At 60.1% G+C, this 24562-nt stretch carries 20 protein-coding genes; 11 read left to right on the top strand and 9 right to left on the bottom strand.

From position 1 onward, the window contains the following. The 6 genes from T3A99_RS26445 to T3A99_RS26420 all read right to left on the bottom strand — a co-directional run bounded on the left by T3A99_RS26445 (position 1) and on the right by T3A99_RS26420 (position 7999). Entirely contained in the window at positions 1 to 825 is an 825-nt protein-coding gene (locus tag T3A99_RS26445; RefSeq protein ID WP_047228059.1) for an ABC transporter permease, read from the bottom strand. Between the two features lie 12 nt (positions 826 to 837). After that, a complete protein-coding gene (locus T3A99_RS26440; RefSeq protein ID WP_047228060.1) occupies positions 838 to 2085 on the bottom strand; it encodes an ABC transporter permease in 1248 nt (415 codons plus the stop codon). A 194-nt stretch (positions 2086 to 2279) separates the two neighbouring features. Further along, complete coding sequence (locus tag T3A99_RS26435) at positions 2280 to 3323, bottom strand: ABC transporter substrate-binding protein (protein ID WP_047228061.1); 1044 nt, start codon at positions 3321 to 3323, stop codon at positions 2280 to 2282. Positions 3324 to 3372: 49 nt separating this feature from the next. Further along, entirely contained in the window at positions 3373 to 4497 is a 1125-nt protein-coding gene (locus T3A99_RS26430) for an ABC transporter ATP-binding protein (RefSeq protein ID WP_047228062.1), read from the bottom strand. A 345-nt stretch (positions 4498 to 4842) separates the two neighbouring features. Beyond that, positions 4843 to 5472, bottom strand: a complete 630-nt coding sequence (locus tag T3A99_RS26425) for a response regulator transcription factor (protein ID WP_076383435.1) — start codon at positions 5470 to 5472, stop codon at positions 4843 to 4845. A gap of 130 nt (positions 5473 to 5602) precedes the next feature. Further along, positions 5603 to 7999, bottom strand: a complete 2397-nt coding sequence (locus T3A99_RS26420; protein WP_139049032.1) for a PAS domain S-box protein — start codon at positions 7997 to 7999, stop codon at positions 5603 to 5605. Positions 8000 to 8073: 74 nt separating this feature from the next. On the opposite strand from T3A99_RS26420, the gene T3A99_RS26415 reads away from it, so the two are divergent. After that, complete coding sequence (locus tag T3A99_RS26415; RefSeq protein WP_274090703.1) at positions 8074 to 9069, top strand: alpha/beta hydrolase family protein; 996 nt, start codon at positions 8074 to 8076, stop codon at positions 9067 to 9069. 42 nt (positions 9070 to 9111) lie between these two features. Here the strand turns inward: T3A99_RS26415 and T3A99_RS26410 are convergent, their stop codons facing one another. The 3 genes from T3A99_RS26410 to T3A99_RS26400 are packed head-to-tail and all read right to left on the bottom strand — an operon-like array spanning position 9112 to position 11574. Continuing rightward, positions 9112 to 9879 carry a TerB family tellurite resistance protein gene (locus tag T3A99_RS26410; protein ID WP_047228066.1) on the bottom strand — a complete coding sequence of 256 codons (768 nt, stop codon included), beginning with the start codon at positions 9877 to 9879 and terminating at the stop codon, positions 9112 to 9114. 1 nt (position 9880) lies between these two features. Further along, positions 9881 to 10552 carry an N-acetylmuramate alpha-1-phosphate uridylyltransferase MurU gene (gene murU, locus T3A99_RS26405; RefSeq protein ID WP_047228067.1) on the bottom strand — a complete coding sequence of 224 codons (672 nt, stop codon included), beginning with the start codon at positions 10550 to 10552 and terminating at the stop codon, positions 9881 to 9883. Next, complete coding sequence (locus tag T3A99_RS26400; RefSeq protein ID WP_047228068.1) at positions 10549 to 11574, bottom strand: aminoglycoside phosphotransferase family protein; 1026 nt, start codon at positions 11572 to 11574, stop codon at positions 10549 to 10551. Before T3A99_RS26400 ends, murU begins: the two co-directional genes overlap by 4 nt. 130 nt (positions 11575 to 11704) lie before the next feature. Between T3A99_RS26400 and T3A99_RS26395 the strand changes: the two genes are divergently transcribed. The 10 genes from T3A99_RS26395 (at position 11705) to T3A99_RS26350 (ending at position 24500) form a co-directional block, all read left to right on the top strand. Further along, positions 11705 to 14503, top strand: coding sequence for an LPS-assembly protein LptD (locus T3A99_RS26395; RefSeq protein ID WP_274090702.1), 2799 nt, complete (start codon positions 11705 to 11707; stop codon positions 14501 to 14503). Beyond that, positions 14484 to 15800: a peptidylprolyl isomerase SurA gene (gene surA / locus T3A99_RS26390; RefSeq protein WP_155417177.1), complete on the top strand. Its 1317-nt coding sequence runs from the start codon at positions 14484 to 14486 to the stop codon at positions 15798 to 15800. The genes T3A99_RS26395 and surA overlap by 20 nt, the downstream gene beginning before the upstream one ends. Continuing rightward, the gene (gene pdxA / locus T3A99_RS26385) at positions 15797 to 16786 is read left to right on the top strand and encodes a 4-hydroxythreonine-4-phosphate dehydrogenase PdxA (protein ID WP_160893922.1); all 990 of its coding nucleotides are present in this window, start codon (positions 15797 to 15799) and stop codon (positions 16784 to 16786) included. Before surA ends, pdxA begins: the two co-directional genes overlap by 4 nt. After that, positions 16783 to 17601, top strand: coding sequence for a 16S rRNA (adenine(1518)-N(6)/adenine(1519)-N(6))-dimethyltransferase RsmA (rsmA, locus tag T3A99_RS26380; protein WP_274090701.1), 819 nt, complete (start codon positions 16783 to 16785; stop codon positions 17599 to 17601). Before pdxA ends, rsmA begins: the two co-directional genes overlap by 4 nt. 108 nt (positions 17602 to 17709) lie before the next feature. Beyond that, entirely contained in the window at positions 17710 to 18090 is a 381-nt protein-coding gene (gene apaG, locus T3A99_RS26375) for a Co2+/Mg2+ efflux protein ApaG (protein ID WP_047228072.1), read from the top strand. Next, entirely contained in the window at positions 18090 to 18968 is an 879-nt protein-coding gene (locus T3A99_RS26370; RefSeq protein ID WP_107322998.1) for a symmetrical bis(5'-nucleosyl)-tetraphosphatase, read from the top strand. The genes apaG and T3A99_RS26370 overlap by 1 nt, the downstream gene beginning before the upstream one ends. A 33-nt stretch (positions 18969 to 19001) precedes the next feature. Further along, entirely contained in the window at positions 19002 to 19331 is a 330-nt protein-coding gene (gene glpE / locus T3A99_RS26365; RefSeq protein WP_047228074.1) for a thiosulfate sulfurtransferase GlpE, read from the top strand. Positions 19332 to 19630: 299 nt separating this feature from the next. Next, positions 19631 to 21553, top strand: coding sequence for a PrkA family serine protein kinase (locus T3A99_RS26360; protein WP_047228075.1), 1923 nt, complete (start codon positions 19631 to 19633; stop codon positions 21551 to 21553). Between the two features lie 113 nt (positions 21554 to 21666). Next, complete coding sequence (locus tag T3A99_RS26355) at positions 21667 to 22938, top strand: YeaH/YhbH family protein (protein WP_274090700.1); 1272 nt, start codon at positions 21667 to 21669, stop codon at positions 22936 to 22938. Next, positions 22935 to 24500: a SpoVR family protein gene (locus T3A99_RS26350; protein ID WP_047228077.1), complete on the top strand. Its 1566-nt coding sequence runs from the start codon at positions 22935 to 22937 to the stop codon at positions 24498 to 24500. Before T3A99_RS26355 ends, T3A99_RS26350 begins: the two co-directional genes overlap by 4 nt. Positions 24501 to 24562: the final 62 nt, after the last annotated feature.

Here is a 24562-nt window from a genome sequence, read left to right as displayed (position 1 = left end):
TCAGACCTGCGCAGTACGCAGCTTCTCGCTACGCCCACGCAACCACTCCAGAGTCAGCAACAGGATCACCGAAAAGGCGATCAGCAGCGTCGCGGCGGCGGCGATGGTGGGGCTGAGGTTCTCGCGGATACCGCTGAACATCTGCCTTGGCAGAGTTGCCTGCTCGGGACCGGCCAGGAACAGCGTCACCACCACTTCATCGAACGAGGTCGCGAAGGCGAACAGTGCGCCGGAGATCACGCCCGGGGCGATCAACGGCAAGGTCACTCGACGAAACGCCGTCAACGGCGAAGCCCCAAGGCTGGCGGCGGCCCGAACCAGATTGTAGTTAAAGCCCTGCAGAGTCGCCGACACCGTGATGATGACGAACGGCACGCCCAGCACGGCATGGACCACGATCAGCGAGAAGAAACTGTTGCCCATCCCCAGCGGAGCGAAGAACAGGTAACTGGCCACCCCGATGATCACCACCGGCACCACCATCGGCGAGATCACCAGGGCCATCACCAGCGCCTTGCCTGGGAAATCACCACGGGTCAGGCCAATCGCCGCCAGGGTACCGAAGACCATCGCCAGTACCGTCGCCGCCGGGGCGACGATGACGCTGTTCCTCAGCGCTCGCATCCACTCCGCCGAAGCGAAGAAATCGTGGTACCACTGCAACGAAAAGCCTTGCAACGGGTACACCAGGAAGCTGCCGGAGTTGAACGACAATGGAATGATCACCAACACCGGCAGGATCAGGAACAACAGGATCAGCCCGCAGAATATGCGCAAGCTGTAGAACCACACCCGCTCGACGGGGGACATGTAAGGACTCAGCATTTCAATCTCCCCTCAGCTCAGGCGCAGGCGACTGGCGCCCACCAGCCAGTTGTAAATCAGATACAGCACGACGGTTGCCAGCAACAACAACCCGCCGAGCGCCGTGGCCATACCCCAGTTGATGCTGGTGTTGGTGTAGAACGCGACAAAATAGCTGACCATCTGATCGCTCGGGCTGCCCAGCAACGCCGGAGTGATGTAGTAGCCGATGGCGAGGATGAACACCAACAGGCAACCGGCGCCGACACCGGCATAGGTCTGCGGGAAATACACGCGCCAGAAGCTGGCGAACGGATGGCAGCCCAGGGAAATCGCCGCACGCATGTAAGTCGGAGAGATGCCTTTCATCACGCTGTAAATCGGCAGGATCATGAACGGCAGCAGGATATGGACCATGGAGATGTAGACACCGGCGCGGTTGAACACCAACTCCAGAGGCTTATCGATAATGCCCATGGCCATCAGGCCACTGTTGATCAGCCCGCCCGATTGCAGCAGCACGATCCACGCCGCCACCCGCACCAGGATCGACGTCCAGAACGGCAACAGCACCAAAATCATCAGCAGGTTGCTTTGGCGCGACGGCAGGTTCGCCAGCAGGTAGGCCAACGGATAGGCCAGCACCAGGCAGATCGCGGTAATCACCAGGCCCATCCAGAACGTACGGGCAAAAATATCCAGGTAGATCGCCTGGTCGGGGGTGGCCGGAGCCAGTTCGCCAAGATCATCGATGCGATGATCGACGGCCGCCAGCAGGTAATACGGGGTGACATCACTGGTGTTGCGGCGGATCACCTGCCAATACGCCGGATCACCCCAGCGTTCGTCGAGGCTCTCCATCGCTTCTTTATAGGAAACCGGCTCGGTGGCGAACGGCAGCGCACGGGCGGTCTTGGTCAGCAGGCTGCGATAGCCGGCCAGCTCCATGTTCAGGCGCTTGGACAAATCGCCCAAGGTCTGATTCTTGCGCGCTTCGGCCAGGTCTTCGCTGGCGGCTTTGTATACCGGCTCGCCTGGCAACCCACGTCCGTCCCAGGCAGCGACCGCGGCGACGGTGCGCGGCATGCCGTTGACCACTTCCGGGTTGCTGACGCTTTTGAACAGCAGCGCCACGATTGGCACCAGGAACACCAGCAACAGAAACAACACCAGCGGCGCGATCAAGGCCTGGGCCTTCCAGCGGTTGACCCGCTCGGCGCGCTTGAGCCGTTGCTTCAGGGTGGGGCTGGTGCCCGCGTTCAGTGGAACGGCGATGGCCATGGCGAACTCCGCAAATCTTTTTGATCGTTACAGAAGCGGCGTGCCGCTTCTGTTCTTTTGAAACGTTGGCCTCTGAGCCGATCGTTCCCACGCTCCGCGTGGGAATGCATCCAATGACGCTCTGCGTCACAAAGGACGCGAAGCGTCCTGGGCGGCATTCCCACGCGGAGCGTGGGAACGATCTCTGTCAGCGGTTACTTCGCCGCCCAGGAGTTGAAGCGCTGCTCCAGTTGCTCACCGTTGTCAGCCCAGAAGCTGACGTCGATCTGCACCTGGTTGGCGATGTTTTCCGGGGTGGTCGGCATGTCTTTCAAGACATCCTTGGACAACAGCGGTACAGCCTGGGTATTGGCCGGGCCGTAGGCGATGTTTTCCGAGTAGATCTTTTGCTGCTGCGGTGCCACCGAGAAAGCGATGAATTTCTTCGCAGCTTCGGCGCGGGTCTTGTCCAGACCGCGTGGAATTGCCCACGCGTCGAAGTCGTAGATGCCGCCGTTCCACACCACTTTCAGGTTGCTTTCCTTCTGCACCGCGGCGATCCGACCGTTGTAGGCCGAGCTCATGACCACGTCACCGGAAGCCAGGTACTGCGGCGGCTGGGCGCCGGCCTCCCACCACTGGATGTTCGGCTTGAGTTCGTCGAGCTTCTTGAAGGCACGATCCTGGCCATCTTTGCCGGCCAGCACTTTGTACACGTCTTTCGGCGCGACGCCGTCGGCCATCAAGGCAAATTCCAGGGTGTACTTGGCGCCTTTACGCAGGCCACGCTTGCCTGGGAATTGCTTGGTGTCCCAGAAATCCGCCCAACTGGTCGGTGCGGTTTTCAGTTTGTCGGCGTTGTAGGCCAGCACGGTGGACCACACGAAGAAGCCCACGCCGCAAGGCTGGATGGCGCCCTTGACGTAGTCTTCGGCCTTGCCGAACAGAGCCGGGTCCAGTTGCTCGAACATGTCTTCGTCACAACCACGGGACAGCTCCGGGGACTCGACTTCCACCAAGTCCCACGAAACGCTCTTGGTGTCGACCATGGCCTTGACCTTGGCCATTTCACCGTTGTATTCGCCAGCGATGATCTTGCCGTTGCCGGCTGCTTCCCACGGCGCGTAGAAGGCTTTGGCCTGAGCCGCCTTGTTCGCCCCACCGAAAGACACCACAGTCAGGTCCGGGCCCGCCGCCATCGCGCTTGCCGCACCCATCATGCCCAGGGTCAGGGCTGTGAACTTCAGGGATCTCAACATTTATTGTTCTCTCCACGTGCAGGGTTGGTGTTGGTACAGCAGGGGGCGATCAATTCGCCTCTAGAAGGGGATCGAGCGCACGCACATGCTCGACTTGCCAGCCAAGCGGAACCACGTCCCCAACAGCGAGCCCGGGATCGAGTTCGGCAATCGGTTGTTTCACGAAGAAGTCATTCTTGCCACAGACCTCCAGGCGAACCCGGACGTGGTCGCCCAGATAGATGAATTCCGCCACCCTCCCTGAGAAGCGGTTGACACATTGTTCGCTTGCGCCGTTGAGGCTCACCCGCTCCGGGCGGATCGACAGGGTCACCGGCTCGCCGGGTTTGCCGACGTTCACCGCCAGGGCCTCGACCTTTTCACCACGCCCCAGCTCCACCAGGCAACGATCGCCGGTCTGGCTGTGCAGGCGGCCGTTGAGACGGTTGTTCTCGCCGATGAAGTTGGCGACGAAGGTGTTCCTTGGCTCTTCGTAGAGGGTGCGTGGCGGGGCAATCTGCTGGATTTCGCCTTGATGGAACACCGCTACCCGGTCGGACATGGTCAAGGCTTCGCCCTGGTCGTGAGTCACATAGACCACTGTCACACCGAGGCGCTGATGCAGATGCTTGATCTCCATCTGCATGTGTTCACGCAGTTGTTTGTCCAGGGCGCCAAGGGGTTCGTCCATCAGCACCAGTTGCGGTTCGAACACCAGCGCCCGGGCCAGGGCCACGCGCTGTTGCTGGCCGCCGGACAACTGCGCCGGGTAGCGTTGGGCAAACGTGTCCAGCTGGACCATGCTCAAGACGCGCTTGACCCGATCACTCACGTCGCTTTTGTTCAAGCCGCGCACGGTCAGCGGGAAGGCCAGGTTCTCGGCAACGGTCATGTGCGGGAACAAAGCGTAGTTCTGGAACACCATGCCGATGTCACGCTTGTGGGGCGGCACGTTGTTGATGGAGCGTCCGGCCAGCTGGATCTCACCGGCAGTGGGTGTTTCAAACCCGGCGAGCATCATCAGGCTGGTGGTTTTGCCGGAACCGGACGGCCCGAGCAGAGTCAGGAATTCGCCTTTGCGAATGTCCAGGTTGAGGTCCTTGACGATCAGGTTCTCGCCGTCGTAGCTCTTTTGCACACCACGAAAGCTGACCAGTACATCACTGGCCCCCGCGCTTGAATCGACCTGGCTCATACCCGCACCTTTTGTATTGATGACTGCTTGTGAATCAAGCCTAGTGGAGCCTGGGGCCTGCGCAAATCGGGGCGCAGGAGAGAATCGCCTCAGCCGGATGGAAGAGTCGGTGTAGGGATTTCCCTACAAGGATGGCGGGATTGGATAAGGACAGTCGTGAGTTATGAGCTGCAAGCTGCAAGCAGGGACAAAAGCGGTGTTGGGGCGTGTCGCAAATGGATATGCCGACACACTGCCCCTGTGGGAGCGAGCCTGCTCGCGATGGCGGTGTGTCAGTCAACTAAGATGCTGAATGGTCCAATGCTATCGCGAGCAGGCTCGCTCCCACAGGGGATTGTGGTGGGCTTAGAGCAACTTATGCTCCATCGCGTACTTCACCAGTTCCGCCAAGGAAGTGATGTTGAGTTTCTGCATCAGCCGCGCTTTGTGAGTGCTGATGGTTTTGCTGCTCAGGGCCAATTGCTGGGCGATGTCGTTGACGTTGGCCCCTTGGGCCAGGCGCTCGAAGACCGAGAATTCGCGCTCGGACAGCAGCGAGTGCAGCGGTCGGCTGTCGGTCAGGCCCACTTCGAAAACCATGCGGTCGGCCAGTTCCGGGTCGATGTAACGTCCGCCGGCCGCGACCTTGCGAATCGCCATGAGCAGCAAGGCCGGGTCGCTGTCCTTGGTCGCGTAGCCGGCGGCACCGACCTTCAGCGCGCGCGCCGCCATTTGCGCCTCGTCGTGCATCGACAACACCAGGATGGCCGGCGGATTGTTCAACGCACGGATCCGCGGGATCGCCTCCAGACCATTGACGCCAGGCATGGAGATATCCAACAGCACCACTTCGCAGGGCACATGCCGCAGGGTCTCCAGCAATTGTTCGCCATTGCTCGCCTCCCCCACGACCACCAGGTCCTTCGCCAGGCCGATCAACTGCTTGATGCCTTCGCGCACGATGGTGTGGTCTTCGGCTACCAGTACACGGATCACGTTTTTCTCCAGATTCAGAATCTCATCGCGAGCAGGCTCGCTGCCACAGGGTTTTGTGTGTGCATCTCAATCAATGTGGGAGCGAGCCTGCTCGCGATAGCGTCAGCCAAGCCAAGCCAACCAAAAATCATCAGGCCTCATTCACCGGTACCCGCACCGCCAGGGTCGTCCCCTCCCCAGGCTCACTTTCCAACGATAACTGCCCGCCCATGATCAACACCCGTTCCCGCATGCCGACCAGACCAAAGGAGGTCGGCCGCCCCGTGGCGGGAACGAATCCTACACCGTCGTCGCTCACCGTCAGACAAAGCTGGTCGTCTTCCTGCACCAGCGTCAGTTCTACAGTATGCGCCTGAGCATGGCGCATCACATTGGTCAGCGCTTCCTGGAGAATTCGAAACAGACCGATGGCCTTGGCGTCGCTCAAGGGCGGAAGATTGTCCGGCACCTGTACCAGGCATGGGATCTGCGTGCGCGCCTCGAAACGCCGCGCCTGCCATTCGATGGCCGAGGCGATGCCCGCATCAAGGATCGGAGGTCGCAATGCCGTCGCCACGTCCCGCACCAACTGGAACAACTGGGCAATCAGGCGCTTCATGCTGTTGAGCCGCTCTTGCAGGCCCGGATCGAGCTGCGCATAGGCCAGTTCGCACATGGACGTTTCCAGCTTCAAGACGGTCAACATTTGCCCCAACTCGTCGTGGACTTCCCGAGCTATGCGCGCCTTTTCCTCTTCCCGCACGCTCTCCAGGTGCGCCGACAATTCGCGCAGTTGCTCCCTGGAGCTGGCCAGTTCCAGTTCGATGCGCTTGCTTTCGGTGATGTCCCAGACGATACCGTCCCACACGTAAGCGCCGTCTTCGAGACGACGGGTAATGGCCTTGATCTCGGCCCAGCGCTCCCGGCCTTCGCGGGTCAGGATACGCCCCTGCCACGACCAGTCGCTGTCGCTGTCCAGCGCCTGATCCTGAGTGCGGTGATAACTGGCCTTGTCCTGGGGGTGTACGAGGCTGCGCAGGCCGGTGTCGCTACGGGCCAGGGTCGCGGGCGAATACCCCACGAGGCTTTCGCTACCCTCACTGATGTAGGCAAAGTCGATCTGCCCGGTTACCGGCGCCCGCTCCAGGCGAAAGACCAGGCCCGGGACGTTGGCAGCGATCCCCTGCAAGCGCGCCTCGCTTTCGCGCAGCGCCGCCAACGCGCGACGGCGCTCGGTGACGTCGTTTATGTAGACCACCAGGTATTCGGCATCGCGAAAGCGCAGGAAGCTCAAGGAAACATCGGCCGGAAGGATGCTTCCATCAGCCCGCACGCATTCGGTTTCGAAACTCTGTGGCCCCTCCTCGCTGGCCCGGGCGCGTTTCCACAGGTTCAGCCAGCGATCCATGTGCAGGCCCGGTTCGAAGTCGATCAAGGGGCGCTCAATGATCGCGCCCGGCGCATAGCCCAGCATGATTTCGGCGGCGCGGTTGGCATACCGTACATGGCTATCCCAATTGACCCAGAGAATGCCGACAGTGCTTTGGTCGATGGAAAATTGTGTCAGGCGCAGGGCTTCCTCGCTGGCGGCCCGCTGGGCGATGTCATTTCGCGCATTGCGCAGGCGCCGCTCCAGCGCCCTTTGCTCGCGGCGCTGCCAGAACACGATCGCCACGCAGCTCAAGAGCAGGGCCAGCAGTAATAGGGTCAGGTTTTGCCAGAAACCTGGGGTGTCGGTCAGCCGCGGATATTTGGGCTTGAGCCAGCGACTGTGCAGTTGCTCAAGTTCCTTGGCCGGGATCGCCTGCAAACCGCTCTCGATGATGTCGGCCAACTCCGGCCAATCCCGGCGAGTGGCGACGCGCAACAATTGCGGCAGGCCGATATCGCCTACGACCACCAGCCCGGAGAACTCAGGCTCGACCATCAGTCGCCCCAGCTGCGCCTCATCGACCACCGCGTAACCGGCCTGCTGGCTCAACAACAGTTGCAACGCCTGACGCTCCAACGGTACGCCTTGAAGATTCAACGTCGGGTAGTTGCTACGCAAATAATCGGCCGTGGTACTGGGCATGCGCACCGCCACCCGCACTTGAGCATCGAGCTTTTCCAGCTCGACCCCTTCGGCGCCCTTCTTCTGGCCCACGATCAATTGCGGCACGCGCATGTAGGGGTCGGAAAACCGCCAGAGTCGCAGCCCGGCCGGGGTCTGGGTCAGCCCTGGGGCAATATCCACCTCACCGGAGCGCAACGCGGCTTCCAACTGCGCCACGTCCTGGAAATTGCGCCAGGTCAGTTCGACATTCAACGCCTTGCCCAACCACTGCATCAGCTCGACATTGGTGCCGGACAGACGCTGCAAGCGCCGGTCATATTGCGCATAGGGCGCCTGCAACACGAGGCCGACGCGCAGTTGCGGATGCTGGAGCAGCCATTGTCGCTGGCCCGCGTCCAGTTGCACCCCAGTCAACGACGGTGCGGGCGCGGCCCACGCCATCAAGGGAAGCCATAAACAGCCGATAACCCACAGGCAGCAAAAACGCATCATCGAAGTCTCATGCACTGACAAATACTGACCAACCCATTAGGCTGCCGGAAATACTTCTGGTCATGGAATATCCGATGCCCTTTGTTTATCGCCTGGCATTGCCAGCATTGTGCCTGTCGCTGATCCTGCCGAGTGCCTTTTCTGTACAGGCTGAAGAACCGGCGCCCGCGGCGGCGGATCAAGCCACCGAGGAAAAACCGGTCGAACGTCCGCCTTTGCTCGAGCGCAGCGAAGAAGAAGCGACAGCGCTTGAACGGGAGATCCCGGCCCAGGAGCAACAACAGCTACAAACCGGCAGCGACACCTTCCTGGCTCTCTGGAAGCCGGCCAACACCAGCGACCCCAAGGGCGCGGTCATCATAGTCCCCGGCGCCGGCGAAACCGCTGACTGGCCTCAAGTGATCGGCCCGATGCGCAAAAAGTTACCGGATATCGAGTGGAGCAGCCTGAGTATCACCCTGCCGGACCTGCAAAGCGACGTCATCGCACCGCGCGTGGTGGAAACACCGCCCGAGACCAAACCGGCCGACGTGGCTGGCGCGGCACCGGACGCCACGACCGCAGCACCGATTGAACAAGTGGCGGGCGGCGAGGCTGACGCTGTGGATCCGGTCGTTGCCCAAACCAGCGAGGAACACCTCCTGGCCGATGCCGAACGTATCTTTGCCCGCATCGATGCGGCACTGGCCTACGCCGAACAGCAGGGCGCCCGCAGTATTGTTCTGCTGGGCCACGGCACCGGCGCCTATTGGGCGGCACGTTACCTGAATGAAAAACAGCCCTCGCAGATCGAGCGTTTCGTGATGGTCGCCGCCCAGACCCCGCTCGCAGTCAAGCCCGCCCTGGCCGAACTGACTCCCACCTTGAAACTGGCCACCGCCGACATCTTCTACACGGACAAACCGCAGGATCGCAATGCAGCGCTGGAGCGTTTACAGGCCAGTAAGCGTCTTAAAGGGTCGAGCTTCAGTCAGGTGTCACTCAAAGCGGTGCCCAACTCATCGGCGCAGCAAGAACAGCTGTTTCGTCGGGTACGGGGTTGGTTGAACCCGCAGAAGCCGGGGGAGTGAGGCTTAGACAAGCCCCAAGCCAGCCACCGTGGTGATCCCCTTCTAGCGAAAGTCCCGGCGCTCGCGGATCAACCGATAGGCGTTGTGCAACTCCCGGGTCTTGTCGGTGGCGTCACGCACTTGCAACGGCGTCGCCCCACTGCCGGCAATCTTGTCCGGGTGGTGACGACTGAGCAGACGGCGATAAGCCCGCTTGATCTGCGACGGCTCGCTGGTGGCCGAAACTCCCAGCAAGCGTAACGCCTCCTGATAGGTCGCGCCGCTGTTGGGCAACGACTGTTTGTGTGGTTCGTAATCCGCCGCCAGTGCCTGGACCTGTTGCGGCGTCCACCCCAGCCATTTGCCCCACTGAGCAAGCAACTCACGCTCGGCTATGCCCGCGCGACCGTCGGCCCAGACCATCCGCCAGCAGGCGCGCAGCACACCCTCAGCCGCATGGGGCTGGGTCGCAAGGCGACGCAAATAACCGCGCAAATGGTCGTTTCCGGTTTTGCCCCGGTTGAATGCGGCGACGGCCCGGCGTTGCGCTGGCTCGCTCAGGTCCAGCGCGCGCATCTCCTGACGCGCCTGCTGGATGTGCCCATCCACCACTCGTCCATCGCTCTTGGCCAGCCGGCCCAGCAATACAAACAGCAACTCATCGTTGCGTAATGCCGGACGGCCACCCAAACGCTCGCGCAGCTGCGCCCAGCCTTGCAGATTAAGTCGCCGATCCAGCGCCTGTCCTAATAACGCTCCCAGCATGGCCCCCGGAATGCTGGCTATGGCAAAGCCCGCCCCGGCTCCAATCAGAGTCCCTGGCCACCACATATCAACGGCTCGCTTCTATCAAGGTTTCAACCTGCGCCAAACGTTCATGAGTCCCCACATCCACCCAGTGTCCCTTCAGGTGCTCGCCGCTGACCTGGCCCTCGGCCATGGCCTTGCGTAGCAGCGGTGCGAGTTTGAACGCGCCGTCCAGGCAACCCTCGAACAACCGCGGATGCAAGACGGCAATGCCGCTGTAGGTCAGTTTGTCGGCAGCCGCCCCGCCATCATGAATCTGTCCGTCGGCCAGGAGGAAATCGCCGCCCGGATGGTGTTCGGGATTATCCACCAGTACCAGGTGCGCCAAGCCGTCCAGAGGTCGGCGCAAGGCGCTGAAATCGTAATCGGTCCAGATGTCGCCGTTGACCACCAGGAACGCCTCGTCGCCCAACAACGGCAGGGCGCGGAAAATGCCACCGCCGGTTTCCAGCGGCTCACCTTCGGGCGAGAAATGAATGCTCACGCCAAAACGTGAACCGTCCCCTAGATAATCTTCGATTTGCTGACCGAGCCAGGCGTGATTGATCACAATGTCCTTGAACCCGGCCCGAACCAAGGCACGCAGATGGTATTCGATCAAGGGAACACCGCCGGCACGAACCAGCGGCTTGGGCGTGGTGAGGGTCAAGGGCCGCATCCGCTCCCCTTTACCCGCCGCCAGGATCATCGCTTTCATGCCGTCGCTCCGGCCGACTGACGCAGGCTGGAGAGCAACTGATCCAGTTCCGCCAGTTCAGGGCGACGGGCAATGACCGCTTCTATATAGGCAAAGAAGCGCGGCACATCGCCCAGATAGCGCGGCTTGCCGTCGCGGTGGCAAATACGCGCGAAAATCCCGATGACCTTGAGATGGCGCTGCACGCCCATCAGGTCGCTGGCCCGCAGGAAATCCTCGAAGTCCGGCTGGACCGGGATGCCAAGCGCACCGGCCTGCTGCCAGTAATCCTCGAGCCAGCCACGCACGCGCTCCTCGGGCCAACTGAGAAAGGCATCCTTGAACAGACACGTGACGTCATAGGTCACCGGGCCGTAGACCGCATCCTGAAAGTCCAGTACGCCGGGGTTCGGTTCGCTGAGCATCAGGTTGCGCGGCATGTAGTCGCGATGAACCAGCACTTTCGGCTGAGCCAGCGCGCTGTTGATCAGCAGGTCGCTGGCCTGCTGCCAGAGCGCTTGTTGAGCAGCATCGAATTCGATACCCAGCTCATGCTTGACGTACCACTCAGGAAACAGCTCCAGCTCCCGGCGCAGCAAAGCGACGTCGTAGCTGGGCAGTGGCGCGACCATCGGCAGTTGCTGGAAAGCCAGCAGGGCCTGCAGGGCGTCACGGAATAATGGGTCGGCATTGTCGCCGTTGATCACGTCCAGATACGTCTGATTGCCCAGGTCATTGAGCAAAAGAAAACCGCGCTCAAGGTCTTCGGCATAAATTTTTGGCACGTTGATGCCGGATTTAGCCAGCAAAAAAGCAATGTCCACGAAGGGTTTGCAGTTTTCCTGGGGCGGTGGCGCATCCATCACGATCAAACTGCGGCCCTCGCCTTCCCAGCGGAAATAACGGCGAAAACTCGCGTCGCTGCTGGCCGCAGTCAACGTGGCCGGGGGTACGGCGCCCCAGCCCTGCTGAACAAAAAGGATCGGCAGCTGCTCATCGAGCCAAACTTTCAGGTGTTGCAGGCGTACATCTTGGTCAGGCATTGCAAGGGTCTCCGACGGCGCTAGCCGTCAAGCGGGTCATGCTTTATTATCCAGCATCTTTTTCAGACCATCGAGAGGCGTGCGGCCCACACCGCGGGCAGATGGCACGCAGGAAGCCCGGACTAATAAGATGGCATTGAAATCCCCCGCGTTTCGTAAAAAATTTCCGTTGCTGGTCACCGGCAGTCTGCTGGCCCTGCAACCCTTGGCCTCTTCATTCGTCGTCGCGGCAGAGCAGTATGACTGCTCCGTCTCCGCTTCGGGTGCCTGGGACTGTTCGCCCAAGACGCCGGCTGCTGCATTGCCGCCACGTCCGGTGCATGACGGCAGTGCGGTTTCCGCCAGCGGCGAGGCCCCGGCCGACAGCAGCTCGGGCGAAGAAGCCGGCGACAAGCCCGTGCTCGTCACCGAAGCCAAAGGCCGCGGCCTGAAGTCTCGCAGTGCGGACTACAGTCACCTGGACTGGGTTCCACGGGAGAACCTCACCCCTGCCCAATTGGCCGAAACCGGTCCTTATTGCGCCGGCGCCTATATCGAGCCCGTTCGTCCTGGCATGAATGACAAGACGGACAAAAGCGACGCTCCGACCTTCCTTGGCGCCAAAGCATCGCGCTACCAGCAGGAAGAGCAGGTGGCAACGCTGGCCGGCGACGTGGTCATGCGTCAAGGCAGCATGCAGGTCGAGGCCGACGAGGCCAACCTGTACCAGGCTGAAAACCGCGGCGAGCTGAGCGGCAACGTGCGCGTTCGCGATAACGGTGCGCTCATCGTCGGCGACCACGCCGATGTGCAGTTGGACACTGGCGAAGCCAAGGTCGACAACGCCGAATACGTGATGCACAAGTCGCGCATCCGCGGTAACGCGCTGTACGCCAAGCGTGCTGAAAACGCGATCATCCGCCTCAAGGACGGTACGTACACCACGTGCGAGCCGGGCAGCAACGCCTGGACACTCAAGGGCAACAACATCACCCTGAACCCGGCTACCGGCTTCGGCACCGCCACCAACGTGACGCTGCGGGTCAAGGACTTCCCGGTCCTGTATACGCCGTACATCTATTTCCCGATCGATGACCGTCGCCAGTCCGGCTTCCTGCCGCCGACAATCGGCACTGGCAGCGATACCGGCTTTTTGCTGGTCACCCCGTATTACTTCAACCTGGCACCCAACTACGATGCCACGTTGTACCCACGTTACATGAGCAAGCGCGGCCTGTTGATGGAAGGCGAATTCCGCTACCTGACCAAGTCCAGCGAAGGTCAGTTCGGTGCGGCGTACCTCAACGATGAAGAGGACGAACGTAGCAAGCAGTCCGACTACAGTAAGACCCGTTACATGTACAACTGGCAGCACAAGGGCGGGCTCGACTCGCGCGTGCTGACGGAAGTCGACTACACCAAGATCAGCGATCCTTATTACTTCCAGGATCTGCAGACCGACCAGATTGGTGTCGAGTCTCGGGACTTTGTTAATCAACAGGGTGCGGTCAGCTATCGGGGTGACAACTACGTTGCGCGGCTGAATGCCCAGGCCTACCAGATGGCGACGATTTCGAAGATCACGCCGTATAACCGTCTGCCGCAAATCACCTTCAATGGCGCGCTGCCGCAGCACCCGTATGGTCTGGATTTCGCTTATCAGACAGAACTGGTGCGGTTTGATCGGGATTTGCGGACCGGTAGCTATATAGATGAAGATGGCAACACCGAGCCATGGCTGGATACTAACGTTAGCGGTTTGGCACGGGCCAACGGCAATCGCCTGAACCTGGCACCGGTCATGAGCCTGCCGATGGAAGCGACGTACGGCTACATCAAGCCGGCACTGAAGTATCAATACACTCAGTACGACCTGGATCTGGACGGACGAGGTAAATCAGATATTGCTCTGCAAACACCTGAAGCCGACCGTCTACAGGGTACTTATAGTGGCAGCCAGAGCCGCGGCGTCCCAATCGCCAGCATCGACAGCGGTCTGTATTTCGACCGCAACACCCAGTGGTTTGGCACCAACTACCGGCAAACCTTGGAGCCACGCCTGTTCTACCTCTATGTTCCAGAGAAAGATCAGAGTGATATTCCGGTATTCGACACAAGCGAATATACCTTCAGCTACGCTTCGCTGTTCCGTGACAACCGCTTCTCCGGCTCCGACCGCGTCGGTGACGAGAATAAGTTGTCCTTGGGCGTGACCAGTCGCTGGATCGAAGAAAACGGCTTTGAACGTCAACGCATCAGTGTCGGGCAAGCCTTGTACTTCAAGGATCGCGAAACACAATTGCCAGGTATCGACTTCAAGACCCGCGAAGACGCCAAGTCTGACGTATCTCCATACGCACTGGAATACGAGTACCGCTGGAACCGCGATTGGCGAACCACGGCTACCTACAACTGGGACCCGGACACCCACAGCCCTCGCTCGGGCAGCGCGATGTTCCACTACCAGCCTGAAGACAACCCGAACAAGGTCATCAACGCCGGTTACCGCTATCGCAACGATCAGATCCGTTACGACGAAACCACCGGCCAATGGTCCGTAGGTGGCGGCGACTATGGCACTCCGGGCACTCCGGGCTACGTGAAGGACTACTACAAGATCCAGCAGCACGACTTCTCGGTCATCTGGCCGGTCGTGCCGCAGTGGAATCTCATCAGCCGCTGGCAGTATGACTACAACCGCAACCGTACCCTGGAAGCCTTCGGTGGTTTCGAATACGACAACTGCTGCTGGAAACTGCGCCTGATCAACCGTTACTGGGTCGACTATGAAGAGTTCAGTCAAGCCGCCCCGGAAAACGAGAAGGGCGACCACGGCATCTTCCTCCAAATTGTCCTGAAGGGACTCGGCGGCCTCACCGGCGCCAAGGTAGAGAGCTTCCTCGACAAAGGCATCCAAGGTTATCGTGAACGTGAAGACCAAGCTTTCTGATTGTCTGCGCCCGCTGATGCTGGGCGCGCTGTTCCTGGGTACCGCGGCCAACGCCGCGGTACAGCCCATCGACAAAGTGGTGGCTATCGTCGACAACGACGTGGTCATGCAAAGCCAGCTGGACCAGCGCGTCCATGAAGTGCAGCAGACCATCGCCAAGCGCGGTGGTGGCCTGCCGCCTCCGGGCGTACTGGATCAACAGGTGCTCGAACGCCTGATCGTCGAAAACCTGCAATTGCAGATTGGCGAACGCTCGGGCATCCGCATCACTGATGAAGAATTGAACCAGGCCGTCGGCACCATTGCCCAGCGCAACAACATGAGCGTCGACCAGTTCCGCGCTGCCCTGGCTCGCGACGGCCTCTCTTACGAGGACGCTCGCGATCAGATCCGCCGCGAGATGATCATCAGCCGTGTGCGCCAGCGTCGTGTAGCCGAACGCATCCAGGTGTCCGAGCAGGAAGTGAAAAACTTCCTCGCCTCCGATCTGGGCAAGATGCAGCTTTCCGAGGAACTGCACTTGGCGAACATCCTGGTTCCTACCCCGGAAAGCGCCAACTCCGAAGCCATCCAGAATGCTTACCGTCAGGCGATGGACATCTACCAGCAACTCAAGCAAGGCGCCGACTTCGGTCAGATGGCCATTGCCAGGTCTGGCAGTGACAACGCCCTGGAAGGTGGTGATATGGGCTGGCGCAAAGCCGCCCAATTGCCCCCTCCGTTCGATCGCGAACTGAGCAGCATGGCCGTGGGTGACATCACCCAACCAGCCCGCACGCCCGGCGGCTTCATTATCCTCAAGCTGTTGGAAAAGCGCGGTGGCGGTGCTCAGGTGCGTGACGAAGTGCATGTTCGCCATATCCTGATCAAGCCAAGCGAGATCCGCAGCGAAGCCGAAACCCAGCGTCTGGCGCAAAAGCTTTATGAGCGCATCGAAGCGGGTGAAGATTTCGCCGAGCTGGCCAAGAGCTTCTCGGAAGACCCGGGTTCAGCCCTCAACGGCGGCGACCTGAACTGGGTTGACCCGAACGCACTGGTGCCCGAGTTCCGCCAGGTGATGGCCGAGACACCACAAGGCCAGCTGTCCAAGCCGTTCAAGAGCCCTTATGGCTGGCACGTACTGGAAGTCCTTGGCCGCCGCGCCACCGACAGCACCACCCAGGCTCGTGAACAACAGGCGATGACCGTGCTGCGCAACCGCAAATACGACGAAGAGCTGCAAACCTGGCTGCGTCAGATTCGCGATGAAGCCTACGTCGAAATCAAACTCCCTGGTGCAGACCAGGCAGCGCAGTGAAACCCAAGCGTTTCGCGCTGACACCCGGCGAGCCTGCCGGCATCGGTCCCGACCTGTGCCTACTGCTCGCCTCGCAACCCCAGCCACATCCCCTGATAGCCATCACCAGCCGCGATCTGCTCCTCGAGCGGGCTGCGCAGCTGGGGGTGGTCGTCGACCTGCTGCTGGTGACACCGGGAGCCTGGCCGGATGTCCCGGCACCCGCCAACAGCCTGTATGTCTGGGATACGCCACTGGGCGCCCCGGTGGTTACCGGGCAACTGGACAAGACCAACGCGGCATTCGTCCTGCAAACCCTGACCCGCGCTGGCCAGGGCTGCCTGGACGGGAGTTTCGCCGGCATGATCACCGCTCCGGTGCACAAGGGTGTGATCAACGAATCCGGGATTGCCTTTTCCGGACATACCGAGTTCCTGGCGGACCTGACCCACACCACGCAGGTGGTAATGATGCTCGCCACCCGCGGCCTGCGCGTGGCACTGGTGACCACGCACCTGCCCTTGCGGGACGTCGCCGATGCCATCACCCCGCAACGCCTGGAGCGGGTCACGCGGATATTGCACGCCGACCTGCAGGAAAAGTTCGGCATCGCCCGGCCCCGTATCCTGGTGTGCGGGCTCAACCCCCATGCCGGTGAAGGCGGACATCTGGGCCATGAAGAAATCGACACCATAGAACCCACCTTGGAGCGCTTGCGCAGCGAGGGCATGGACCTGCGTGGCCCGCTGCCTGCCGACACTCTGTTCACCCCCAAATATCTGGAGCACTGCGACGCGGTGCTGGCGATGTACCACGATCAGGGCCTGCCCGTACTGAAGTACAAAGGCTTCGGCGCGGCAGTCAACGTAACCCTGGGCCTGCCGATCATCCGCACATCGGTGGACCATGGCACCGCCCTGGACCTGGCCGGCAGTGGCAGGATCGATACCGGCAGCCTGCAGGTCGCCTTGGAAACCGCCTACCAGATGGCCGAGACCCATTTATGACCGAGCAATACCAACACCGCGCGCGTAAGCGCTTCGGCCAGAACTTCCTGCATGACGCTGGCGTAATCGATCGCATCCTGCGCTCCATCAATGCCAAACCCGACGATCGCCTGCTGGAGATTGGCCCGGGCCAGGGCGCGCTGACCGAAGGCCTGCTCGGCAGCGGTGCGCAACTGGATGTGGTGGAACTGGACAAGGATCTGATCCCGATCCTCAACCAGCGGTTCGCTGGCATGAGCAATTTCAACCTGCACCAGGGCGACGCGCTGAAGTTTGACTTCAATAGCCTGGAGGCTGCGCCCAATAGCCTGCGGGTGGTGGGGAATCTGCCGTACAACATCTCCACGCCGCTGATCTTTCATCTGCTGAGCAACGCTGGCCTGATCCGCGACATGCACTTCATGTTGCAAAAAGAGGTGGTCGAACGGCTCGCTGCTGGCCCTGGCGGCGGTGACTGGGGTCGCCTGTCGATCATGGTTCAGTACCATTGCCGGGTCGAACATCTGTTCAACGTAGGCCCTGGGGCATTCAACCCGCCCCCCAAAGTCGACTCGGCCATCGTCCGCCTGGTACCCCATGCCGTCCTGCCGCACCCGGCCAAGGATCATCGCCTGCTGGAGCGCGTCGTACGCGAAGCTTTCAATCAGCGTCGCAAAACCCTGCGCAACACCCTGAAGCTATTGCTCAGCAGCGCCGAAATCGAAGCCGCCGGCGTTGACGGCAGCCTGCGTCCCGAGCAATTGGACCTGGCGGCGTTCGTGCGCCTGGCCGACAAACTCAGCGAACAGGTAACGCCCAAAGCCGACGCCATCTGACAAGCTCATCGCTATCGGGTGGGACGTCTGGTCTACTACCCGATACATGGCCTAGACTGATCTTCTCAGCTACGCCCGCGTCCCGCTTCGCTTTTAAGGCCTTTTTGCATGTCCGATCTTCGTTATCAGGTCGACGTCAGCGTCGCCACCCGCTTTCTGGCAGAACAGTCGCAACCTGAGCACAACCGTTTCGCCTTCGCCTATACCATTACCGTGAGCAACAACGGCTCATTGCCAGCCCGCCTGCTATCACGCCACTGGGTCATCACCGACGGCGATGGTCATGTTGAGCACGTGCGGGGCGAGGGTGTGGTCGGTCAGCAACCGCTGATCGACGCTGGAAAAAGCCACAGCTACAGCAGCGGGACGGTGATGACGACCAAGGTCGGCACCATGCAGGGCACGTACCAGATGCTGGCGGAGGACGGCACGCGTTTCGACGCGATCATCAAGCCGTTTCGCCTGGCGGTACCCGGAGCCCTGCACTGATGGCGACGTATGCGGTCGGCGATCTGCAAGGTTGCCTGGACCCGCTCAAATGCCTGCTGGAACGGGTCGCCTTCGACCCACAGAAAGACACGCTGTGGCTGGTGGGCGATCTGGTCAATCGCGGCCCACAATCGCTTGAGACCTTGCGCTTTCTCTACAACATCCGCGATTCGCTGGTCTGCGTGCTCGGTAATCACGACCTGCACCTGCTGGCCGCCTGGCAGAACATCGAGCGCCTGAAAAAATCCGATACCTTGAGCGAGATCCTCGATGCTCCCGATTGCGTCGAGCTGCTGGAATGGCTGCGCCTGCAAAAGCTCATGCACTACGACGAGCAGCGCAACCTGGCGCTGGTGCACGCCGGCATCCCACCCCAGTGGTCCTTGCGCAAGGCGCTCAAGTACGCCGGCGAAGTCGAACACGCGCTGCGCGACGACAACCTGTTCGGCCCCTACCTGGATGGCATGTACGGCAATGAACCGGTCAAATGGGACAACGATCTCACCGGCACCGCCCGTCTGCGAGTCATCACCAATTATTTCACCCGCATGCGCTTCTGCACCCGCGACGGTAAGCTGGACCTCAAGGGCAAGGAAGGCATCGAGACCGCGCCACCTGGCTACGCCCCTTGGTTCAAACACAAAGAGCGCAAGACCCGTAATCTGAAGATCATTTTCGGGCACTGGGCGGCACTGGAAGGCCAATCCGACGAACCTGGGGTTTTCGCCCTCGACACCGGATGCGTATGGGGTAGCGCGATGACGCTGATGAACGTCGACTCTGGCGAGCAACTGCGTTGCGAGTGTGACGAACAGGGTCACGCCAAATCCCTTCATCATCCGACCATTGCATCAGTAACGGCCGCTACCATCGTTTGAACGGTGCCACGCGTCAGGCTACAGGAGTCCCAAATGACCGCTTTTAAACGCATCCCCCCAGAGCAGGCCCAGGCCCTGCGTGAAACAGGCGCGGTTGTCGTCGACGTTCGAGATCCGGCCACCTTCGCCGCCCTGCACATCAGCGGCTCGACCCATCTGGATAACCACTCCCTCTCCGATTTCATCCGCAATGCGGACCTCGATGCCCCCGTGGTGGTGGTCTGTTATCACGGCAACTCCAGCCAGAGCGCAGCCGCTTACCTGGTCAGCCAAGGCTTCTCCGATGTCTATAGCCTGGACGGCGGTTTTGAACTGTGGCGCACGACTTATCCTGCAGAAACAGCCCCAGGTAACCCGGAATAATTTTTATGACGCCCAAGCCCACGTGAACCGCGGGTTTGGGTGATGGCGGACGAACGGTCTGCCACAACTAATTACGCATTCAACCTTTACCTCTCCGATTCCGAACTATCCTTAGCCTCAGGCCATCCAAAACAGGGGAGAGCCGGTACACCGGCGCGCGGGTTCATCGGGAGACAGCTTTCAGGAGACGGCATTTCTGAAAGCATTCTGGGGGGTAAACGGCAGCTGGGTTCCCAGCGGCCGACCAGCATCGACTGATTGATCCGACACCGGCTCCACGTATCGAGCGAGGTGACGTCATGAGTATTTTTAGCCACTTCCAGCAACGTTTCGAGTCCACGCGGCAGGAGGAATACTCGCTGCAGGAATACCTCGATCTCTGCAAGCAGGACCGCAGCGCCTACGCATCGGCTGCGGAACGCCTGTTGCTGGCAATCGGAGAACCGGAACTGCTGGATACCTCGGCCAATTCGAGGCTTTCGCGGATCTTTTCCAACAAGGTGATTCGCCGCTATCCGACCTTCCAGGACTTCCATGGCATGGAAGAGTGCATCGACCAGATCGTGTCCTATTTCCGCCACGCAGCTCAGGGTCTGGAAGAAAAGAAACAGATCCTGTACCTGCTTGGTCCCGTCGGCGGCGGTAAATCGTCCCTGGCCGAGAAGCTCAAGGAACTGATCGAAAAGGTGCCCTTCTACGCCATCAAGGGTTCTCCCGTGTTCGAATCCCCCCTGGGGCTGTTCAACGCTACCGAAGATGGCGCGATTCTGGAGGAAGACTTCGGTATTCCGCGCCGCTACCTCAATACCATCATGTCGCCATGGGCCACCAAGCGCCTGGCCGAGTTCGGCGGTGACATCAGCCAGTTCCGGGTGGTCAAGCTCTACCCTTCGATCCTCAACCAGATCGCGGTGGCCAAGACCGAACCGGGGGATGAAAACAACCAGGACATTTCGGCCCTCGTGGGCAAGGTCGATATCCGCAAGCTGGAAGAGTTTCCTCAAAACGACGCCGACGCCTACAGCTATTCGGGTGCGCTGTGCCGGGCCAACCAAGGCCTGATGGAATTCGTCGAAATGTTCAAGGCGCCCATCAAAGTGCTGCACCCCCTGCTGACCGCAACCCAGGAAGGCAACTACAACAGCACTGAAGGCCTCGGGGCGATTCCGTTCAGCGGCATCCTGCTGGCGCACTCCAACGAATCGGAATGGCACACCTTCCGCAACAACAAGAACAACGAAGCCTTCATCGACCGGATCTACATCGTCAAGGTGCCCTACTGCCTGCGAGTCACCGATGAGGTCAAGATCTACGACAAGCTCCTGTTCAACAGCTCGTTGTCCAAGGCCCACTGCGCCCCCGATACACTGAAGATGCTCGCCCAATTCACGGTGCTGTCGCGCCTGAAGGAGCCGGAAAACTCCAACATCTATTCGAAGATGCGCGTCTATGACGGTGAGAACCTCAAGGACACTGATCCGAAGGCCAAGTCGATCCAGGAATACCGCGACAACGCGGGGGTCGACGAAGGGATGAATGGTCTGTCCACACGTTTTGCCTTCAAGATTCTGTCCAAGGTCTTCAACTTCGATCCACACGAGATCGCAGCCAACCCGGTTCACCTGCTGTATGTGCTGGAACAGCAGATCGAGCAGGAACAATTCCAGGCGGAAACCCGCGAGCGTTACCTGCGTTTCCTGAAGGAGTATCTGGCTCCGCGTTATATCGAGTTCATCGGCAAGGAAATCCAGACCGCGTACCTGGAGTCCTACAGCGAATATGGGCAGAACATCTTCGATCGCTACGTGCTTTACGCGGACTTCTGGATCCAGGATCAGGAATACCGCGATCCGGAAACCGGCGAAATCCTCAACCGCGTGGCGCTGAACGAGGAACTGGAAAAAATCGAGAAACCGGCCGGGATCAGCAACCCCAAGGATTTCCGCAACGAAATCGTCAACTTCGTCTTGCGGGCCCGGGCCAACAACAACGGCAAGAACCCGACCTGGCTCAGCTACGAGAAGCTGCGGGTGGTCATCGAGAAGAAAATGTTCTCCAACACCGAAGACCTGCTGCCAGTCATCAGTTTCAACGCCAAGGCCAGCAAGGAGGACCAGCAAAAACACAACGACTTCGTCACACGCATGGTCGAACGTGGCTACACCGACAAACAGGTACGACTGCTCTCCGAGTGGTACCTGCGGGTCCGGAAATCGCAGTGAGGCAGTGAAGCAGCGGCAAGCTTCAAGCCTTGAGCTGCAGGGGCGCTCACCGTCCCTGCGCTTGCGGCTTGCAGCTTGAAGCTGAGAACTTGAAGCTGCCCAGAGGGCCACCTATGAGCTATGTGATCGACCGACGCCTTAATGGCAAGAACAAAAGCACGGTGAACCGCCAGCGGTTTCTGCGGCGTTACCGCGACCATATCAAGAAGGCCGTCGAAGAGGCGGTCAGTCGCCGTTCCATTACCGACATGGAACATGGCGAGCAGATCAGCATCCCCGGACGCGACATCGACGAGCCGGTGCTTCACCACGGGCGTGGCGGCAAACAGACTGTCGTGCACCCCGGCAACAAGGAATTCACCAGCGGCGAACACATTCCGCGTCCGCAAGGCGGAGGTGGCGGGAGAGGTCCGGGCAAGGCCGGTAACTCCGGCGAGGGCATGGACGAATTCGTGTTCCAGATTACCCAGGAGGAATTCCTGGAGTTCATGTTCGAGGACCTCGAGCTGCCGAATCTGGTCAAGCGCAACCTGACCGGCACCGATACGTTCAAGACGGTGCGCGCCGGCATCAGCAATGAAGGCAATCCTTCGCGTATCAACATTATCCGTACGCTTCGCTCGGCCCATGCCCGGCGCATCGCGCTGTCTGGCAGCAGCCGGGCAAAGTTGCGCGAGACAAAGGAGGAGCTCGCCCGCCTCAAGCGCGAAGAACCCGACAATTTTGGCGATATTCAGGAGCTGGAAGCGGAGATCGAAAAACTTAGCGCGCGGATTCACCGTGTGCCATTTCTCGATACCTTCGATCTCAAGTACAACCTGCTGGTGAAACAACCCAACCCCAGCTCCAAGGCCGTGATGTTCTGCCTGATGGACGTGTCGGGGTCCATGACCCAGGCCACCAAGGATATTGCCAAGCGGTTCTTCATCCTGTTGTACCTGTTCCTCAAACGGAACTACGACAAGATCGATGTGGTGTTCATCCGCCACCACACCAGCGCCAGGGAAGTCGACGAAGAGGAGTTCTTCTATTCCCGGGAAACCGGCGGCACGATCGTTTCCAGTGCCCTGAAGTTGATGCAGGAAATCATGTCCGAACGCTATCCGGCCAATGAATGGAACATCTACGCCGCCCAGGCGTCCGACGGCGACAACTGGAACGATGATTCACCCATTTGCCGCGACATTCTGATCAACCAGATCATGCCGTTCGTCCAGTACTACACCTATGTGGAAATTACTCCACGGGAACATCAGGCCTTGTGGTACGAATATGAACGCATTGCCGAAGCGTTTTCCGACACATTTGCCCAGCAGCAACTGGTCTCGGCCGGGGACATCTACCCGGTCTTCCGTGAACTCTTCCAGCGCAGGTTAGTGACATGACCGCCAAAAAAGAGCAGAAGCGTCAACCCATCTCCACCGGCTCCGAATGGACGTTCGAGCTGATCCAGGCCTACGACCGGGAAATCAGCCGTATCGCGGACCGTTATGCCCTGGACACTTACCCGAACCAGATCGAGGTGATCACCGCCGAGCAGATGATGGACGCCTACGCGTCGGTCGGCATGCCTTTGGGCTATCACCACTGGTCCTACGGCAAGCACTTCCTCAGTACCGAGAAGTCCTACAGCCGCGGCCAGATGGGGTTGGCCTATGAGATCGTGATCAACTCCGACCCTTGCATCGCCTACCTGATGGAAGAAAACACCATCTGCATGCAGGCCTTGGTGGTGGCCCATGCTTGCTATGGCCACAACAGCTTCTTCAAGGGTAATTACCTGTTTCGCACCTGGACCGATGCCAGCTCGATCATCGATTACCTGGTATTTGCCAAGCAATACATCATGCAATGCGAGGAGCGTCACGGCATCGATGCCGTGGAAGACCTGCTGGACTCCTGCCACGCGCTGATGAACTACGGCGTGGACCGCTACAAACGACCGTATCCGATTTCCGCCGAAGAAGAACGCCGGCGTCAAAAGGATCGCGAAGAACATCTGCAAAAGCAGATCAACGATCTGTGGCGCACCATTCCCAAAGGGGCCGACAAGTACAGCGAGAAAGACAACGCGCGCTTCCCTGCCGAGCCTCAGGAAAACATCCTCTATTTCATTGAAAAACACGCGCCGCTGCTGGAGCCGTGGCAGCGGGAGATCGTGCGCATCGTGCGCAAGATCGCTCAATATTTTTATCCGCAACGCCAGACCCAGGTCATGAACGAAGGCTGGGCCACGTTCTGGCATTACACGCTCATGAACGACCTGTACGACGAAGGCCTGGTCACCGACGGTTTTATGATGGAGTTCCTCACGTCCCACACCAGCGTGGTGTTCCAGCCCGGTTTCGACAGCCCGTATTACAGCGGCATCAACCCTTATGCACTGGGCTTTGCCATGTACCGCGATATCCGGCGCATGTGTGAAAACCCCACAGAGGAGGATCGGCGCTGGTTCCCGGACATCGCCGGCTCGGACTGGTTGTCCGCTATCAAATTCGCCATGAGCAGCTTCAAGGACGAGAGCTTCATCCTCCAGTACCTCTCGCCCAAGGTCATCCGCGACCTGAAACTGTTCAGCATCCTCGATGATGACCAGAAAGATGACCTGCTGGTGCCTGCCATCCACGATGAAAGCGGTTATCGCGTCATCCGCGAGACACTGGCGGCGCAATACAACCTGGGCAACCGCGAACCCAACGTTCAGATCTACAGCATCGATCGCCGGGGCGATCGCTCGCTGACGCTGCGCCATCAGGCGCATGATCGCAAACCGTTGGGCGACTCAACCGATGAAGTCCTCAAGCACCTGCACCGCCTCTGGGGTTTCGACATCCATCTCGAAACCCTGCAAGGCGAGCAGGTGATGAAAACCCATCACGTGCCCCCCAGAACCGAGCAAACCGAAGGAGATTATGGCCGGTTGGACTTGGCTGTCATTCATCTTTGAACCCGTTTTCACCTCCGAAGGCCTGGCGCAAAGGTTATCCTGTCAGACCAACGGAGGTTTTT

Source organism: Pseudomonas sp. N-137, from assembly GCF_034555295.1.
GTDB classification, from domain to species: Bacteria; Pseudomonadota; Gammaproteobacteria; order Pseudomonadales; family Pseudomonadaceae; genus Aquipseudomonas; species Aquipseudomonas rhizophila.
The sequence above is the reverse complement of the archived record's forward strand: the minus strand, read 5'-3'. Positions and strand labels throughout refer to the sequence as shown.

Bases quoted from the DNA above. Each gene is read 5' to 3' on its own strand.
- T3A99_RS26410 (WP_047228066.1), bottom strand. From the start codon at position 9,879: ATGTGGTGGCCAGGGACTCTGATTGGAGCCGGGGCGGGCTTTGCCATA.
- glpE (WP_047228074.1), top strand. From the start codon at position 19,002: ATGACCGCTTTTAAACGCATCCCCCCAGAGCAGGCCCAGGCCCTGCGT.
- T3A99_RS26415 (WP_274090703.1), top strand. From the start codon at position 8,074: ATGCCCTTTGTTTATCGCCTGGCATTGCCAGCATTGTGCCTGTCGCTG.
- T3A99_RS26355 (WP_274090700.1), top strand. From the start codon at position 21,667: ATGAGCTATGTGATCGACCGACGCCTTAATGGCAAGAACAAAAGCACG.
- T3A99_RS26445 (WP_047228059.1), bottom strand. From the start codon at position 825: ATGCTGAGTCCTTACATGTCCCCCGTCGAGCGGGTGTGGTTCTACAGC.
- T3A99_RS26370 (WP_107322998.1), top strand. From the start codon at position 18,090: ATGGCGACGTATGCGGTCGGCGATCTGCAAGGTTGCCTGGACCCGCTC.
- murU (WP_047228067.1), bottom strand. From the start codon at position 10,552: ATGAAAGCGATGATCCTGGCGGCGGGTAAAGGGGAGCGGATGCGGCCC.
- T3A99_RS26400 (WP_047228068.1), bottom strand. From the start codon at position 11,574: ATGCCTGACCAAGATGTACGCCTGCAACACCTGAAAGTTTGGCTCGAT.
- T3A99_RS26395 (WP_274090702.1), top strand. From the start codon at position 11,705: ATGGCATTGAAATCCCCCGCGTTTCGTAAAAAATTTCCGTTGCTGGTC.
- T3A99_RS26360 (WP_047228075.1), top strand. From the start codon at position 19,631: ATGAGTATTTTTAGCCACTTCCAGCAACGTTTCGAGTCCACGCGGCAG.
- T3A99_RS26420 (WP_139049032.1), bottom strand. From the start codon at position 7,999: ATGATGCGTTTTTGCTGCCTGTGGGTTATCGGCTGTTTATGGCTTCCC.
- T3A99_RS26440 (WP_047228060.1), bottom strand. From the start codon at position 2,085: ATGGCCATCGCCGTTCCACTGAACGCGGGCACCAGCCCCACCCTGAAG.
- rsmA (WP_274090701.1), top strand. From the start codon at position 16,783: ATGACCGAGCAATACCAACACCGCGCGCGTAAGCGCTTCGGCCAGAAC.
- T3A99_RS26435 (WP_047228061.1), bottom strand. From the start codon at position 3,323: ATGTTGAGATCCCTGAAGTTCACAGCCCTGACCCTGGGCATGATGGGT.
- T3A99_RS26350 (WP_047228077.1), top strand. From the start codon at position 22,935: ATGACCGCCAAAAAAGAGCAGAAGCGTCAACCCATCTCCACCGGCTCC.
- apaG (WP_047228072.1), top strand. From the start codon at position 17,710: ATGTCCGATCTTCGTTATCAGGTCGACGTCAGCGTCGCCACCCGCTTT.
- T3A99_RS26430 (WP_047228062.1), bottom strand. From the start codon at position 4,497: ATGAGCCAGGTCGATTCAAGCGCGGGGGCCAGTGATGTACTGGTCAGC.